Below are 14,732 nucleotides of genomic sequence, written 5' to 3' on the forward strand. Positions count from 1 at the left end.
AGCTTGAAACTCAGTGAGCGTCTTCCGACAGGCTCAGGTACACGATCGACAGCATCATGAAGATGAAGGCCTGCAGCGGGATCACCAGCAGGTGGAACAGCATCCAGCCGAGGCCGAACACACCACCGGCAATGGCACCGAAGAAACCGGCACCACCCAGCACCCAGATCAGCAGGAACACGATTTCGCCGCCGAACATGTTGCCGAACAGTCGCATCGCCAGCGAGATCGGCTTGCTCAGCCACTCGACGATGTTGAGGATCAGGTTGAACGGCATCATCCACTTGCCGAACGGCGCCGTCAGGAATTCCTTGATGAAGCCGCCCAGGCCCTTGGACTTGAGCGCGAAGAACAGCATCAGGAAGAACACGCTGATGGCCATGCCCAGGGTGGCATTGACGTCAGCGGTCGGCACCGGCTTCCAGTAGTGCACGCCCGCCCATTCCAGCGGCTTGGCGATGAAATCGGCCGGGATCATCTTCAGCAGATTCATCAGCAGAATCCAGAAGAAGATGGTGATGGCGATCGGCGTGACCAGCTTGCTCTTGCCGTGGTAGGTGTCCTTGGCCTGGCGGTCAACGAACTCCAGGCAGATTTCCACGAAGGCCTGCCACTTGCCCGGCACACCGGCGGTGGCCTTGCGGGTACCCAGCCAGAACGCGACCACGATCACCAGGCCCATCAGGACCGCAGTGAGGAAGGTATCGACGTGGATATGCCAGAACATCCCCTCGCCCTTGCCGACCGGTGCGGTCAGGTTCTGCAGGTGATGCTGGATGTAGCTGGTAGGGGTTAGAGCCTCGCCCGCCATGTGTCCGGAACCTTAGTTAATTGAATTCTGTCAACGCCTGGCCATCGCCAGGACCTGGAACATCAAGCCGACGGCGATACCGGCCAACAGCGCCAACGCAGGCAGCTTGAAGACCAGGAACCCCACCAGCAGGACGCCGAATACCACGACCCACTTGGCCACGATCGCAATGATCAGGCGAGCCATCGCCGATCCTGCTGCCACCGCTCCCCCGCTCAGTGCCATCCGCGCCGCCACCCAGCCACCGGCCGAAATGGCCACACCGGACGCCAGCGCGCCGAGGGCATATTTCGGACCCACCAGCAGGAAGGCCAGGGCCAGGACAGCGACCGCGGCCAGCGGGTAGACCGCGGCGCGCAGCATCAGTCGCCGACCCGCATCAACGGAGTTCAGCACAGGACGTCCCGCGTGGTTGCAAGTGGAGGGCTGAGGCGGCTACAGCAGGGGGGCCTCATCGAGCCGCCAAATTATAGCAATGGGACAATTTGCGAGACAACCGCTGCCTGTTCATCCCGGGAAGCCGCAAGTTGCGGTAACGGTTACATTTTTGCGTACCACCCGGGGGACAATGACGTCCGCGCCATGTTGCGGTGCAGTATTGAACTTTGGTCGCAGGCCGAGGAACTTTCGCCGGGTGCGCCGGTCCGATCTTTCGACCTGCCTGCAGCAACCTCGTCGACGCTTCGCCCCGCAGGTCCCACGATGGCCCCGAAGCCCGGCTCCGGGGCCATCTTTTTGCATCGTGGCGACAGCGCTGAACCGTGCACATCGCGTGGACCATACGTTCACGGATGGTGGACGCGCCTGTCCGGCACAGTGGATTTCATTCTGATGAACCACTGCAAGGACTCTTCGATGCGCTCCGTTCCCACCCTGCTCGCCCTCTCCCTGCTTGCCGCCGGCGCTTCGTTCGCCAGTGCCGCCCACGCCGCCGAAGGCGATGACCGCTTCGCCATTCGCCTGGGTGCGATGAACATCGACTCGGACAACACGCTCCGCGGCAGGACCAATGTGGCCGGCCAGGACATCGCCCTGGACCAGGACTTCAAGCTGGGGGGCAAGGAATGGGAGCCGCGCATCGACGGCATGTTCCGCATCAGCAACCGCCAGCGCCTGCTGTTCAACTACTTCAAGTACGACAAGGACCGTCGGGAGACGCTGGATCAGGGCATTTCCTTCGGCGGTGAGAACGTACCGGCCGGCAGCTTCGTGAAGGGTGAGCTGAAGTACCAGGTGGCCAGCCTGGTCTACGACTACTCTGTCGTTGATACCGACACCTTCGACCTGGGCCTGCAGATCGGTGGTGAGTACGCCAAGGTCAGCACCAAGGGCTATGCCGACCTGGGCACCGTGTACGAAGGCCAGTTCCTCAACGAGAAGGCCGACGGCATCGCACCTGTGGTGGGTGCGCGCATGACCTTCACCCCGTCCGAGCGCTGGATGATCACGCTGCAGGGCCAGTACCTGAACACCCGCTGGGGCAGCTTCGATGACTACAAGGGCGACCTGAGCCGCGCCAATGCCATCGTCGATTACCGCTTCACCAAGAACTTCGGCGTGTTCGCCGGCTACGACTGGTTCAAGCTGGACGTGGACAAGAAGGGCAGCGACGGCACCGTCGGCCTGAAGCAGGAATTCAAGGGTCCGGTGGCCGGCATCAGCTTCGTGTTCTGATCCCCGTCCCTTCCACGGCACTCTCTCTCCTGACGCGGCCTCCGGAACATCGGGGCCGCGTTTTTTGTTTGCAACGCGGAGCTCTGGGTAGAGTCGACTATCGCGCGCAGCGCGGGGGTTTCGCGATCTGATGGGAGAGCAGTCGACTAACAGTCGACTCTACCCCGTCGACTCTATCCCGCCGAGGCCACGCACAAAAAACCCGGCTTTCGCCGGGTTTTTCGTCTACATCACGCGGGCGCCTTACTTCTTCTTCGGCATGTACAGATCGGTGATCGTGCCGTCGTAGATTTCCGAGGCCATCGCCACCGATTCGCTCAGCGTCGGGTGGGCATGGATGGTGTGGCCGATGTCTTCGGCTTCGGCACCCATCTCGATGGCCAGGCCGATCTCGGCCAGCAGGTCACCGGCATGCACGCCGACGATGGCACCACCGATGATGCGGTGGGTCTCTTCGTCGAAGATCAGCTTGGTGAAGCCTTCGGTACGGCCGATGCCGATCGCGCGACCGCTGGCGGCCCACGGGAACTTGGCCACGCCCACCTTCAGGCCCTTGGCCTTGGCTTCGGTCTCGGTCACGCCCACCCAGGCGATTTCCGGGTTGGTGTAGGCCACCGACGGAATCACCCGGGCCACCCACTCCTTCTTGTGGCCAGCCGCCACTTCAGCGGCCAGCTTGCCTTCGTGCGTGGCCTTGTGGGCCAGCATCGGGTTACCGACGATGTCACCGATGGCAAAGATGTGCGGCACGTTGGTGCGCATCTGGCGGTCAACCGGGATGAAGCCACGGTCAGTGACCTGCACGCCGGCCTTCTCGGCATCGATCTTCTTGCCGTTCGGCGAGCGGCCCACGGCCACCAGCACGCGGTCGAAGGTGCCCTGCACCAACGCGGGCGTCTGGCCTTCCTCGGCGGCTTCGAAGGTGACGGTGATGCCCTTGGCATCGGCAGTGACGCCCGAGGCCTTGGTCTTCAGGTGCACTTCGATGCCCTGCTTCTTCAGGCGGTCTGCCAGCGGCTTGACCAGGTCCTTGTCGGCACCCGGCATCAGCTGGTCCATGAACTCGACCACGGTGACCTTGCTGCCCAGCGCACCATATACGGTGGCCATTTCCAGGCCGATGATGCCGCCGCCGACAACCAGCAGCGAGCCCGGCACTTCGGCCAGCTCCAGCGCGTCGGTGGAATCCATCACGCGCTTGTCGTCCCACGGGAAGTTCGGCAGCTTCACCGCCTGCGAACCGGCGGCGATGATGCACTTCTGGAAGCGCAGCAGCTGAGTGCTGCCGTCAGCGGCGGTGATTTCCAGCTCGTTGGCCGACACGAACCTGCCGACGCCCTGCACGCTGCGGACCTTGCGCTGCTTGGCCATGCCGGCCAGGCCCTTGGTCAGCTGGTTGACGACCTTTTCCTTGTACTGGCGCAGCTTGTCCAGAGTGATGGTCGGCTTGCCGAATTCGACGCCGAAATCACCGGCATGGGCCACTTCGTCGATCACCGCTGCAGCGTGCAGCAGGGCCTTGGACGGAATGCAGCCCACATTGAGGCAGACGCCGCCGAGGCTGGCGTAGCGCTCGACCAGCACCGTATCCAGGCCGACGTCGGCGGCGCGGAAGGCGGCGGTATAGCCACCCGGGCCCGAGCCCAGCACGACCATTTCGCATTCGATGTCGGCCGGCTTGCCGCTGGACAGCGCCGGCTTCGGTGCCGCCGGCTCGGCAGGGGCGCGGTGCGACGGGGTCACCGGCGGCTTGCTGGCCGGGGCGGCTGCCGCCGGGGCCGGCGCAGCGGCCTTGGCCGGGGCCTCAGCGGCGCCTTCAGCGTCCAGCACCACGACCACGGCGCCTTCGGAGAGGGTGTCACCCAGCTTGACCTTGATTTCCTTGACCACGCCGGCGGCCGAGGACGGCACTTCCAGGGTGGCCTTGTCCGATTCCAGGGTCACCAGGCCCTGGTCCTTCTTCACCGTGTCGCCGACGGCGACCAACACTTCGATCACCGGCACATCGCTGTAATCGCCGATGTCGGGAACCTTGACTTCAATCGTGGCCATGGTGGTTTTCCTCGTGCCCGGCCGACGTGGCCGGCGGGCTGTCACTGCATCTGTTCACGCGGCCGCGCCAGGGGCAGCGGCCGCACGGTGGGGGGCGAAGCGGTGCCTTACAGCAGCACGCGGCGCATGTCGGCCAGTACCTGCGACAGGTACGTGGTGAAGCGTGCGGCCAGAGCGCCGTCGATGACGCGGTGGTCGTAGCTCAGCGACAGCGGCAGCATCAGCTTCGGCGCGAATTCCTTGCCATTCCAGACCGGCTGGATGGACGACTTGGAGACGCCCAGGATGGCCACTTCCGGTGCATTGACGATCGGGGTGAACGCGGTGCCACCGATGCCGCCCAGCGAGCTGATCGAGAAGCAGCCGCCGCTCATGTCGGCCGGGCCCAGCTTGCCGTCGCGTGCCTTCTTGGCCAGTTCGCCGGTTTCCTGCGCGATCTGCACCACGCCCTTCTTGTCCACGTCGCGGATGACAGGCACGACCAGGCCGTTCGGCGTATCGGCGGCGAAGCCGATGTGGAAATACTTCTTCAGGGTCAGGTTTTCACCACTGGCATCGAGCGAGGCGTTGAACTCCGGGAACTTCTTCAGCGCCGCGGCGCTGGCCTTGATCAGGAAGGCAAGCATGGTCAGCTTGATGCCGGCCTTCTCGTTTTCCTTGTTCAGTGCCACGCGCAGGCCTTCCAGGTCGGTGATGTCGGCCTGCTCGAACTGGGTGACGTGCGGGATCATCGCCCAGTTGCGGGCCAGGTTCGCACCCGAGATCTTCTTGATGCGCGACAGCGGCTGAACTTCGGTCTCGCCGAACTTGCTGAAGTCGACCTTCGGCCACGGCAGCAGGTTCAGGCCACCACCGGCAGCGACAGCAGCACCGCCGGCAGCCGGCACGCCACCGCTGAGTGCGGCCTTGACGAACTTCTGCACGTCACCCTTGGTGATGCGGCCGCCCTTCTCGGTGCCGCTGATCTGCAGCAGGTCCACGCCCAGCTCGCGGGCGAACACGCGCACGGCCGGGGTGGCATAGGGCACCTTGGCCGGCAGCACGCCATCGGCGTTGAACTGCACCGGCGGGCTGGACGGGGCGCCGGCGGAGGCGATCTCGCGGGCGGCGAGCTTGTCCGGCTGCGCCGGAACGGCGACCGGCTCGACCTTGGTGGCGGTCTCGGCAGCGGCCGGTGCGGCGGCAGCGGCCGGTGCGGCGGCAGCGGCGGCCTTGCTCGGGGCCGGCGCGGCGGCGCCTTCGGCCTCGATGATGGCAACCACGGCACCCTGCGAGAGAGTGTCGCCGACCTTGACCTTCAGCTCCTTGACCACGCCAGCAACCGAGGACGGCACTTCCATGGTGGCCTTGTCGCTTTCCAGCGTGACCAGGCCCTGGTCCTTCTTCACCGTGTCGCCCACGGCGACCAGCACCTCAATGACCGGAATGTCGGTGTAATCGCCGATGTCCGGGACCAGGGCTTCAACGGCACCGCCGCTGGCAGCCGGAGCAGCTGCGGCCGGGGCCGGCGCGCTCTGGGTAGCGGCAGCCGGGGCAGCGGCCTTGGCCGGCGCCGGCGCCGGCGCGGCAGCCGTCGGCTTGGCGGCTTCGGCTTCGCCTTCAGCCACTTCGATCAGCGCCACGACCTTGCCCTCGGACAGGCTGTCACCGACCTTGACCTTCAGTTCCTTCACCACACCTGCGACGGAGGACGGCACCTCCATCGTGGCCTTGTCGCTTTCCAGCGTCACCAGGCCCTGGTCCTTCTTGACCGTGTCGCCAACGGCGACAAGCACCTCGATTACCGGGATATCGCTGTAGTCACCGATATCGGGGACAAGTGCTTCCTTGATTTCGGCCATGGGGATAACTCCGGCAATCTGGTGTAGGGAAACGTCTATTGTGCGGCCAGCGGGGGCCAGCGCCAACCGTTACAGGTGTTTTCAGTACGCACGCAGCCGGGACACGCTGTTGCCCATGGGGTGCGGCCACGACCAGTCGGTGGCGTATTGTCCGGACGATGTCCGCTTCATGTCGCCAGTGCGTCGGCCACCGGCTGCCAGGCCTGGCGCAGGCGCGGCAATGACCATGCCGCATTGGCCGGGCTGGTGGAGGGCAGCGCCAGCAGCTGCGGCGCGGCGTCCAACCGTGGCAGCACCCAGCGCTGCAAGGCCTGGAATGCGGCGCCGCCATTGCAACCGATCAGCTCCAGCTCAGGAAGGGAAGCGATCAGTTCCGGCAACGCATTGGCCACTTCCGTGCCACGCACGATGTCCGCATCCAGGCTGCCGCGTCGCTCGCAGCGGCCGATCACATCCCACAGGCCGATGCCCGCGGCGTTCAATGCCTGCAGCCGCTGTGCATACGGCAGGGCCGCATCAAACCCGCAGATATCGGCCAGCAACGGCCAGAAACGATTGCGTGGATGGGCGTAGTAGCGCTGCTCCTGCAATGACGCCGCGCCCGGCATCGAGCCCAGCAGCAGCACCCGGCAATCTGGTTTCACCTGCGCTTGCAGGCCGATGCACATCGTCGCCGCGCTCACATCTTCTCCAACTGAATGAATGTCACCCATCGCCGAAAACACCATGAATAGAGGCTTCCCGCGCTGCTCGCTGAACAAGGCAAACCAATTTTTAACGCGCGTCGGATTCGATTCATGTTGAGGCGACTACGGTGTGCTCGCCCCGCAACCGGGGGCCCAAAACAAGAAACATTAGGAGATACCCCCATGCGCTCCATCCGTATCCTGAGTCTCGCCCTGCTGACCTCCGCCGCGTTCGCGCCGGCCGCTTTCGCCCAGGACAGCAGCAGCACCGATACCGCTTCGGGCAAGCATTTTGCCGTTGTTGGCGGCATCTCGCTGCTGGAACCGAAGAACGACCCGATCACCGGCGTGAAGAAGACCGATGGCGGCCCGGCGCCGACCGTCAGCTTCAGCTACTACATCAACGACAACTGGGCCGTTGAACTGTGGGGCGCTGCCGACAAGTTCGAAAACAAGTTCAAGGGCCCGAACAATGCCCGCCTGGGCTCGGTCGAGCAGCAGCCGATCGCGCTGAGCGGCCAGTACCACTTCGGCCAGGCTGACAACGTGTTCCGTCCGTTCGTGGGCGTGGGCTACTACCAGTCGAGCTTCAGCAACGAGAAGCTGGGCAACGGCGCCGACACCGACATCCGCTTCAAGGATGCCAAGGGCGTGATCGGCACCGTCGGCGTCGACATGAACATCAATTCCACCTGGTTCGCCCGTGCTGATGCCCGCTACATGCGCGCCCGCCCGGACATCAAGGTGGGCGGCGAGAAGATCGGCGAAGCCAAGATGGATCCGTGGACCGTCGGCTTCGGCATCGGCGCCCGCTTCTGATCCAGGCTGCACATGCGTCATTGATGTAACGCGACGGGCCCTGCGGGGCCCGTCGTCGTTTCCGTCACCCGCGTTCCGCCTGTAGGCCCGAGCCCATGCCCGGCTGCTTTTTTGTAGAGTCGAGCTTGCCCGGCCACCCGGAAAGCAGCCGGGCATGGGCTCGGCTCTACATAAACAGGACACGGAGGCGCAATGGACGACGTCGACCTGCTGGTGATCGGTGGCGGCATCAACGGTGCCGGCATCGCCCGTGATGCGGCCGGCCGTGGCCTGCGGGTGATCCTGTGCGAACAGCACGACCTGGCCGCGCACACCTCCAGCGCCAGCAGCAAACTGATCCACGGCGGTCTGCGCTATCTGGAACAGGGCGAACTCGGCCTTGTGCGCAAGGCGCTCGGGGAACGCGAGGTGGTGCGCCGGCAGGCGCCGCATCTGGTCCACCCATTGCGCTTCGTACTGCCCTGGGAACCGCACCTGCGCCCGCGCTGGATGCTGCGCATCGGGCTGTGGCTGTACGACCACCTGGGGCGGCGCAGTCCCGCCTTTCCACCCTCGCGCGGCGTCGACCTGCAGCGTGACCCGCTCGGCCACTGGCTCTCCGCCACGTCGCGCCAAGCCTTCAGCTACGCCGATGCGCAGGTCGATGACGCACGGCTGGTGGTGCTCAACGCATTGGATGCCGCCCAGCGGGGTGCACAGGTGCAGGTGGGCAGCCGCTGCATCGAACTGCGCCCCGTGCAGGGCCGTTGGCAGGCCGTGCTGGAAACCTGCGACGGCCGACGGCAGAGCGTGACTGCGCGTGCCGTGGCCAATGCCGCAGGCCCGTGGGCGGGCGGATTGCTGGAGCGGATGCAGGCGCGCAGCGGTGGCTCCGCGCTGCGCCTGGTGCAGGGCAGCCACATCGTACTGCGTCGGCCCTGGCCCGACGACAGTGCGTGCCTGCTGCAGCAGCCCGATGGCCGCGTGGTGTTCCTGCTGCCCTTCGCCCACGACCATCTGCTGGTCGGCACCACCGATACCGACTACCACGGCGATCCGGCGCGTTGCAGCGTGCTGCCTTCGGAGGTGACCTACCTGTGCGAGGCCGCCAACCGCTACCTGCGCGAACCGATCAGCCCCGGCGATGTGGTCTGGCAGTTCGCAGGGATTCGCCCGCTGCTGGCCGACCCGGACCCGCGTGCGGCGAAGCTGAGCCGCGATTACCGCCTGCAGCTGCAGTCCGACCCGGCACCCGCACTGCACGTGCTGGGCGGCAAACTCACCACCTACCGGGTGCTGGCCGAGGAAGCACTGGCACGGTTGCGCCCCGCCCTGCCACAGATGGGAGCAGCGTGGACGGCCACAGGCGACCCGCTGCCCGGCAGCGACTGGGGCGATGCCGCACAGGCCTGCGTGCGCCTGCGGGCACTGGCACCGTGGTTGCCCTTGGATACCGCGCGACGCTGGGCTGCGGCCTACGGCAGCCGCAGCGCGACGCTGCTGCGGGATGTGCAGGGGCCGGAGGATCTTGGCGAGGACTTCGGTGCGGGCCTGCATGCGCGCGAGGTAGCCTTCCTGCGCGACCACGAATGGGCGCGCAGCGCCGACGACGTGCTGTGGCGACGCAGCAAGCTGGGCCTGCGGCTGGATGCTGCGCAGGTGGCACGGCTGCAGGCGTGGATGGAGCAACGGTAGCGCCGGGCATGGCCCGGCCCTACCGACGCTTTAGGATTTCCCCATCGCTACCGGAGACGCTGCATGACGCCCCGCTACGTGCTGGCCATCGACCAGGGCACCACCAGTTCGCGCGCGATCCTGTTCGACCGTGCCGGCGACATCGTCGGCAGTGCGCAGCGCGAGTTCGCGCAGATCTTTCCGCAACCGGGCTGGGTCGAGCATGATCCACGCGAGATCCTCACCAGCGTCTATGCCACGCTGACCGAACTGCTCAGCCGCGGGCAGATCGACCCGCGCCATATCGCCGCACTGGGCATCACCAACCAGCGTGAAACCACCGTGGTCTGGGACCGGGCCACCGGCCAGCCGATCCACAACGCCATCGTCTGGCAGTCGCGGCAGAGCCACGCCATCTGCGAACGACTGAAATCGGAAGGGCATGAGGCGCTGATCCGCGAGCGGACCGGCCTGCTGATCGATGCCTATTTCTCTGCAACCAAGGTGCGCTGGATCCTTGACCACGTGGAGGGTGCGCAGCAGCGCGCCGAACGTGGCGAGCTGCTGTTCGGCACCATCGACAGCTGGCTGGTATGGAACCTGAGCGGCGGCCAGGCGCATGTGACCGACTACAGCAACGCGGCGCGCACCCTGCTGTTCAACATCCACACGCTGGACTGGGACGACGACCTGCTGGCCCTGCTGGACATACCCCGCGCGATGCTGCCGCAGGTGCGCGATTCCAGCGCGGTGTATGCACACACCCGGCCGCAGTTCTTCTTCGACCACCCGATTCCGATCGCCGGCATCGCCGGAGACCAGCAGGCGGCGCTGTTCGGCCAGGCCTGCTTCCAACCGGGCATGGTCAAGAACACCTATGGCACCGGCTGCTTCATGCTGATGCACACCGGCACGCAGGCGGTACGATCCCGCAACGGCCTGCTGACCACCATTGCCTGGGGCCTGGATGGCCGCGTGGAATATGCGCTGGAAGGCTCGATCTTCATCGCCGGCTCGGTGGTGCAGTGGCTGCGCGACGGCCTGCGCATGATCGAGCGTGCCGGTGACAGCCAGGCGTTGGCCGCGCAGGTACCTGACAGTGGTGGCGCCTACCTGGTGCCGGCGTTCGTCGGCCTGGGCGCCCCCTATTGGCGCAGCGACGTGCGCGGCGCGATGTTCGGGCTGACCCGCGGCACCCGCAAGGCGCACTTCGTGCGTGCCGCACTGGAGGCGATGGCCTACCAGACCCGCGACGTCCTTGATGCGATGCAGTCCGATGCGGGCATCGCGCTGACCGAGCTGCGCGCCGACGGCGGTGCAATCGGTAATGACTTCCTGGCCGGCTTCCAGGCCGACATCCTCGGCGTACCGCTGCTGCGGCCGCGCTTGACCGAGACCACCGCGCTGGGCGCGGCCTACCTGGCCGGGCTCGCGGTGGGGTTCTGGTCCAGCCGCGAGCAGATCGCCGCACAGTGGGGTCTGGACCGCCGCTTCGAGCCACAGATGGAGGTGGCGCGGCGCGAAAAACTGTATGCGGGCTGGCAGCAGGCCGTGGCCGCTACCCTCGCCTTCCACGTCGATTGAAACCGCGTCCCCCCGCCCTGCTGCGACATCTGGGTTGACCTTGTAGAGCCGAGCCATGCTCGGCTGCCGTTGTTGGGGCGCCGCAGAAAAGCAGAGCCGAGCGTGGGCTCGGCTCTACAGGGAAGGCAGTGTCGACCAAGGTCAACACCCACCATTCAAATCAACAAACCAGCCGCAATCAGAACGCCGGCAGCACCGCGCCCTTGTACTTGGTCTCGATGAAGGCCTTCACCTGCGGGCTGGTCAGGGCCTTGGCCAGCTTCTGTACCCGCGCATCGTCCTTGTTGTCCGGGCGTGCGACCAGGAAGTTCACATACGGCGAATCCTTGCTCTCGATCGCCAGTGCGTCCTTGGTCGGATTGAGGCCGGCGTCCAGCGCGTAGTTGGTATTGATAAGCGCCAGATCGACCTGGTCCAGCACGCGCGGCAGCATCGCCGAGTCCAGCTCGCGGAACTTCAGGTTCTTCGGGTTGGCGGTGATGTCACGCTGGGTCGCCAGCGCGTTGGTCGGGTCCTTCAGCGCGATCACGCCGGCCTTGTGCAGCAGGATCAGCGCGCGGCTGTTGTTGCTCGGGTCGTTCGGGATCACCACGTCGGCGCCTTCGCGCAGCTCGGCCAGCGACTTGATCTTGCGCGAGTACGCACCGAACGGTTCGATGTGCACGCCGATCACCTTGACCAGGTCGGTCTTGCGATCACGGTTGTAGGCATCCAGGTACGGCTCGGTCTGGAAGTAGTTGGCGTCCACCTGCTTCTGCACCAACTGGTCGTTGGGCTGCACGTAGTCATTGAACACGCGCACGTCCAGGTCCACGCCTTCCTGCTTGAGGATCGGCTTGACCACCTCGAGGATCTCGGCGTGCGGCACGGCCGTGGCGGCCACCACCAGCTTCTGCGAGGGTTCGCCGGACGTCCCACAGGCGGTCAGGGCGAGCGCAGCGGCAAGCAGGGGCAGCAACAGGGTCTTCTTCATGGGCGGTGGGGTTCTCGTGGGGGAGTGTCAGGCGTTGTCGTAGTTGCTCAGGGCCAGCTCGAGCAGTGCCTTGGCCTGCTCGCGCAGCATCACCGGCTCGACGATCTCGGCATCCGAGCCGTAGTGCAGCACGTCCATCAGCAGCTCGCGCGAGACACTGTACGGCACCTTCAGTTCGTAGCGGCCGTCGGCCAGGAAGCGGCCCTGCTGCTTGGAGTGCCAGTGCTCGTCGGCCACCCAGCGCGCCGCCTTGGCACTGAACAGGATGGTCGCCCAGCCCTTCGGTGCGCCGGAGAAGATGCCGTAGCTGGCCCCCAGCTGCTCGTCCAGCTCGCTGTCGGCCACGTCGCGGGCGGTGCTGTCGACGACCCGCGCCTTGTGGATGCGGTCCACGGCGAAGCTGCGCAGGGCTTCGCGGTCATGGTCCCACGCGTCCAGGTACCAGTTGTCGCGGTAGTGGGTGAGGCGCTGCGGCGAGACGGTACGCTTGGTCGGCTCATCGGTGGAGCGGGCACGGTACTCGAACGCCAGCTGGCGGCGCTCCAGCACCGCCGAGGCCACGCTGCGGAAGCTGCCTTCATCGAACTTGCGGCCGCGGTGCGGGATCACCCGGACGCGGTCCACCGGCCAGTTGGAGACACCGGCCTGGGCCGCCAGCAGGCTCTCGATACGCTGCTGCAGCGGCGCCAGCACCGAGGACAGCACGCCGCCGCCAGTACGCGCCAGCAGGTGTTGCGAGGCCAGCAGGGCATGCAGCTCCTCCGAGCTGAGCCACAGGCCGGGCAGCTCGAAGCGGTCGCTCTCGTCGGCCTGGTAGCGGAAGCCGGCCTCGCCGTCGCCCTCGATCGGTGCCATCAGCGCATCGCGCAGGAAGGCCAAGTCGCGGTAGACGGTGGCGCGGGAACAACCGAGCTTGTCCTGCAGGGTCGCCACCGTCACCGGATAGCGCGCGGACTTGAGCAGACGATGCAGGGCGGTGATGCGTTCGTATCGGTCCATACCCCCGATTATGTCCGAGTCGCGGGTCTTGTGTGGGACGTTTGGGCTATCGTGGTCGCCCCCACCCCATGGAACGCCCGATGCGCCGGTTGCCCGCCCTGTCCCTGCTGGCCTGCCTGCTGCTGGCCGCCTGCGATCGCGCACCGGCGCCGGCCAGCACCGAAGCCCCGGTACCCGCGGCCGATCCGGCACAGGCGGTGCTGGGCGCCAGCCAGCGGTTTGCCGCCCTGCGCAGCTTCCACGCCGAACTTGAAGTGCTGGGCGCGGCGCAGCCGGTGCGCAGCGCCATGGACTTCGTCGCCCCCGACCGCTTCCGGGTGCAGACGCCGGCGGGACCGCAGACGATCATCGGCGACACCCTGTTCCTGCAGGCCGACGGTGCAGTCCGCCAGGTACCGACCCCGCCGGGCCTGCTCGAACAGTGGCGCAACCCGCTGCCGGCCGATGCCCTGCCCGCCGACCTGCAGGCCGAGGACCTGGGCAGCCAGTCGCTGGACGGGGTCGAGACCCGCCGGTATCGCCTGCGCGGTGCCCAGCCGGGCGAGCGCCTGGACTACTGGGTGGACGCCCAGGGCCTGCCACGGCAGATCGTGCGCAGCGGCAGCAGCAATGGCCGCAGCTTCCAGCTGCGCCTGCGCTATTCGCGCTTCAACGACCCGGCATTGCGCGTCGATCTGCCCTGAATGGGCGATCGCGGCAACGTTCGCTGAAGCGCGCTTTGGATCGATTCGGACCGCCATCACGCTTCCAGTATCATCACCGGCTGCCAACCGCTTCGGAGAAGCCTCGATGTCCCTGCGCGTGTCCCTGCTGGTCCCCTTGCTGCTCTGCGCCCCGCTGGCGTATGCGCAGGATGCCTCCGAACTGGCGGCGATGTCCTCGCCGTGGAGTGGCAGTGGTGGCGAACTCGGCTTCGCGTCGGCCCGTGGCAACAGCAGCACCGAGAGCTTCAACGGCCGCCTGCGCCTGCGCTACACCGATGGCGACTGGGTACACAGCATGGACCTGTTCGGCCTGCGCTCCAGCTCCAAGGTGACCGAGACCAACGATGACGGCACCACCACCCGCCGCAACAACACCACCGCCAACCGCTACACCGGCAGCGCCGGCAGCGCCTTGCAGCTGGGCGAGCACCGCCAGCTGACCGCCACGGTACGTACCGAGCGCGACGACTTCGCCACCTACGACCGCCAGAGCTCGTTCGGTCTGGGTTACGGCACCCGCCTGTGGAACACCGAGCGCTTCTCCTTCGATGCGCAGATCGGCCCCGGTGTGCGCCGCACCCACAGCACCGAGGACGACCGCACCCGCACCGGCATGATCGGCCGTGGCCTGTTCGACCTGAAGTACTCGCTGACCGACAACACCGACCTGGTGAACACGCTGCTGGTCGAATCCGGTTCGTACAACACCTTCGGCCAGAACGACTTCGGTGTCTCGGTGAGCATGAACGAGCACCTGGCGCTGAAGGCCGGCTGGCAGGCGCGTTACAACAGTGACGTGGCCGAGGACAAGCGCAAGACCGATACGCTGACCACGATGAACGTGGTCTACAAGTTCAAGTAAGCAGAACGGGCGCCCAGGGCGCCCGTTTCGTTTTTGTAGAGTCGAGCCATGCTCGACTTGAGCGCGAAGCGCGG

At 66.2% G+C, this 14,732-nt stretch carries 13 protein-coding genes; 6 read left to right on the top strand and 7 right to left on the bottom strand.

The features are described 5' to 3' along the window. Nucleotides 1–10: 10 nt before the first annotated feature. Together atpB and QP512_RS17710 are read right to left on the bottom strand one after the other, a co-directional pair. Complete coding sequence (atpB, locus tag QP512_RS17705) at nucleotides 11–811, bottom strand: F0F1 ATP synthase subunit A (protein WP_057500511.1); 801 nt, start codon at nucleotides 809–811, stop codon at nucleotides 11–13. Between the two features lie 30 nt (nucleotides 812–841). Beyond that, nucleotides 842–1,207 (bottom strand): hypothetical protein, encoded by a 366-nt coding sequence (locus QP512_RS17710; RefSeq protein WP_006471338.1) that lies wholly within the window; start codon nucleotides 1,205–1,207, stop codon nucleotides 842–844. Between the two features lie 459 nt (nucleotides 1,208–1,666). Here QP512_RS17710 and QP512_RS17715 point away from each other — a divergent pair, with 459 nt between their 5' ends. Further along, nucleotides 1,667–2,485 carry a hypothetical protein gene (locus QP512_RS17715; RefSeq protein ID WP_286069988.1) on the top strand — a complete coding sequence of 273 codons (819 nt, stop codon included), beginning with the start codon at nucleotides 1,667–1,669 and terminating at the stop codon, nucleotides 2,483–2,485. 243 nt (nucleotides 2,486–2,728) lie between these two features. Here QP512_RS17715 and lpdA read toward each other — a convergent pair whose 3' ends face one another. From lpdA to QP512_RS17730, 3 genes are all read right to left on the bottom strand, one after another. Beyond that, a complete protein-coding gene (gene lpdA / locus QP512_RS17720) occupies nucleotides 2,729–4,537 on the bottom strand; it encodes a dihydrolipoyl dehydrogenase (RefSeq protein WP_286069989.1) in 1,809 nt (602 codons plus the stop codon). 107 nt (nucleotides 4,538–4,644) lie between these two features. Beyond that, nucleotides 4,645–6,378, bottom strand: a complete 1,734-nt coding sequence (gene aceF, locus QP512_RS17725; RefSeq protein ID WP_286069990.1) for a dihydrolipoyllysine-residue acetyltransferase — start codon at nucleotides 6,376–6,378, stop codon at nucleotides 4,645–4,647. A 167-nt stretch (nucleotides 6,379–6,545) separates the two neighbouring features. Then, a complete protein-coding gene (locus QP512_RS17730) occupies nucleotides 6,546–7,061 on the bottom strand; it encodes a DNA-deoxyinosine glycosylase (protein ID WP_286069991.1) in 516 nt (171 codons plus the stop codon). A gap of 186 nt (nucleotides 7,062–7,247) precedes the next feature. Between QP512_RS17730 and QP512_RS17735 the strand changes: the two genes are divergently transcribed. The 3 genes from QP512_RS17735 (at nucleotide 7,248) to glpK (ending at nucleotide 11,120) form a co-directional block, all read left to right on the top strand. Then, nucleotides 7,248–7,883, top strand: a complete 636-nt coding sequence (locus QP512_RS17735; RefSeq protein WP_133935633.1) for an OmpW family outer membrane protein — start codon at nucleotides 7,248–7,250, stop codon at nucleotides 7,881–7,883. Nucleotides 7,884–8,075: 192 nt separating this feature from the next. Continuing rightward, a complete protein-coding gene (gene glpD / locus QP512_RS17740) occupies nucleotides 8,076–9,557 on the top strand; it encodes a glycerol-3-phosphate dehydrogenase (RefSeq protein ID WP_286069992.1) in 1,482 nt (493 codons plus the stop codon). Nucleotides 9,558–9,620: 63 nt separating this feature from the next. Beyond that, on the top strand, nucleotides 9,621–11,120 hold the full coding sequence (gene glpK, locus QP512_RS17745; protein ID WP_286069993.1) for a glycerol kinase GlpK: 1,500 nt from the start codon (nucleotides 9,621–9,623) through the stop codon (nucleotides 11,118–11,120). Nucleotides 11,121–11,298: 178 nt separating this feature from the next. On the opposite strand, the gene QP512_RS17750 is transcribed toward glpK, so the two are convergent. Together QP512_RS17750 and QP512_RS17755 are read right to left on the bottom strand one after the other, a co-directional pair. Continuing rightward, on the bottom strand, nucleotides 11,299–12,093 hold the full coding sequence (locus QP512_RS17750; RefSeq protein WP_286069994.1) for a MetQ/NlpA family ABC transporter substrate-binding protein: 795 nt from the start codon (nucleotides 12,091–12,093) through the stop codon (nucleotides 11,299–11,301). 27 nt (nucleotides 12,094–12,120) lie between these two features. Beyond that, entirely contained in the window at nucleotides 12,121–13,092 is a 972-nt protein-coding gene (locus QP512_RS17755) for a YafY family protein (RefSeq protein WP_286069995.1), read from the bottom strand. 80 nt (nucleotides 13,093–13,172) lie between these two features. On the opposite strand from QP512_RS17755, the gene QP512_RS17760 reads away from it, so the two are divergent. Next, nucleotides 13,173–13,775: a hypothetical protein gene (locus QP512_RS17760; RefSeq protein WP_286069997.1), complete on the top strand. Its 603-nt coding sequence runs from the start codon at nucleotides 13,173–13,175 to the stop codon at nucleotides 13,773–13,775. Between the two features lie 106 nt (nucleotides 13,776–13,881). Then, the gene (locus tag QP512_RS17765) at nucleotides 13,882–14,658 is read left to right on the top strand and encodes a DUF481 domain-containing protein (protein ID WP_286069999.1); all 777 of its coding nucleotides are present in this window, start codon (nucleotides 13,882–13,884) and stop codon (nucleotides 14,656–14,658) included. Nucleotides 14,659–14,732: the final 74 nt, after the last annotated feature.

This window comes from Stenotrophomonas sp. 57, assembly GCF_030291075.1.
GTDB lineage: Bacteria > Pseudomonadota > Gammaproteobacteria > Xanthomonadales > Xanthomonadaceae > Stenotrophomonas.

What these genes read in the sequence shown, in the direction of transcription:
- atpB (WP_057500511.1), bottom strand. Translation starts at nt 811, where the DNA reads ATGGCGGGCGAGGCTCTAACCCCTACCAGCTACATCCAGCATCACCTG.
- QP512_RS17715 (WP_286069988.1), top strand. Translation starts at nt 1,667, where the DNA reads ATGCGCTCCGTTCCCACCCTGCTCGCCCTCTCCCTGCTTGCCGCCGGC.
- lpdA (WP_286069989.1), bottom strand. Translation starts at nt 4,537, where the DNA reads ATGGCCACGATTGAAGTCAAGGTTCCCGACATCGGCGATTACAGCGAT.
- aceF (WP_286069990.1), bottom strand. Translation starts at nt 6,378, where the DNA reads ATGGCCGAAATCAAGGAAGCACTTGTCCCCGATATCGGTGACTACAGC.
- QP512_RS17735 (WP_133935633.1), top strand. Translation starts at nt 7,248, where the DNA reads ATGCGCTCCATCCGTATCCTGAGTCTCGCCCTGCTGACCTCCGCCGCG.
- glpD (WP_286069992.1), top strand. Translation starts at nt 8,076, where the DNA reads ATGGACGACGTCGACCTGCTGGTGATCGGTGGCGGCATCAACGGTGCC.
- glpK (WP_286069993.1), top strand. Translation starts at nt 9,621, where the DNA reads ATGACGCCCCGCTACGTGCTGGCCATCGACCAGGGCACCACCAGTTCG.
- QP512_RS17750 (WP_286069994.1), bottom strand. Translation starts at nt 12,093, where the DNA reads ATGAAGAAGACCCTGTTGCTGCCCCTGCTTGCCGCTGCGCTCGCCCTG.
- QP512_RS17755 (WP_286069995.1), bottom strand. Translation starts at nt 13,092, where the DNA reads ATGGACCGATACGAACGCATCACCGCCCTGCATCGTCTGCTCAAGTCC.
- QP512_RS17760 (WP_286069997.1), top strand. Translation starts at nt 13,173, where the DNA reads ATGCGCCGGTTGCCCGCCCTGTCCCTGCTGGCCTGCCTGCTGCTGGCC.
- QP512_RS17765 (WP_286069999.1), top strand. Translation starts at nt 13,882, where the DNA reads ATGTCCCTGCGCGTGTCCCTGCTGGTCCCCTTGCTGCTCTGCGCCCCG.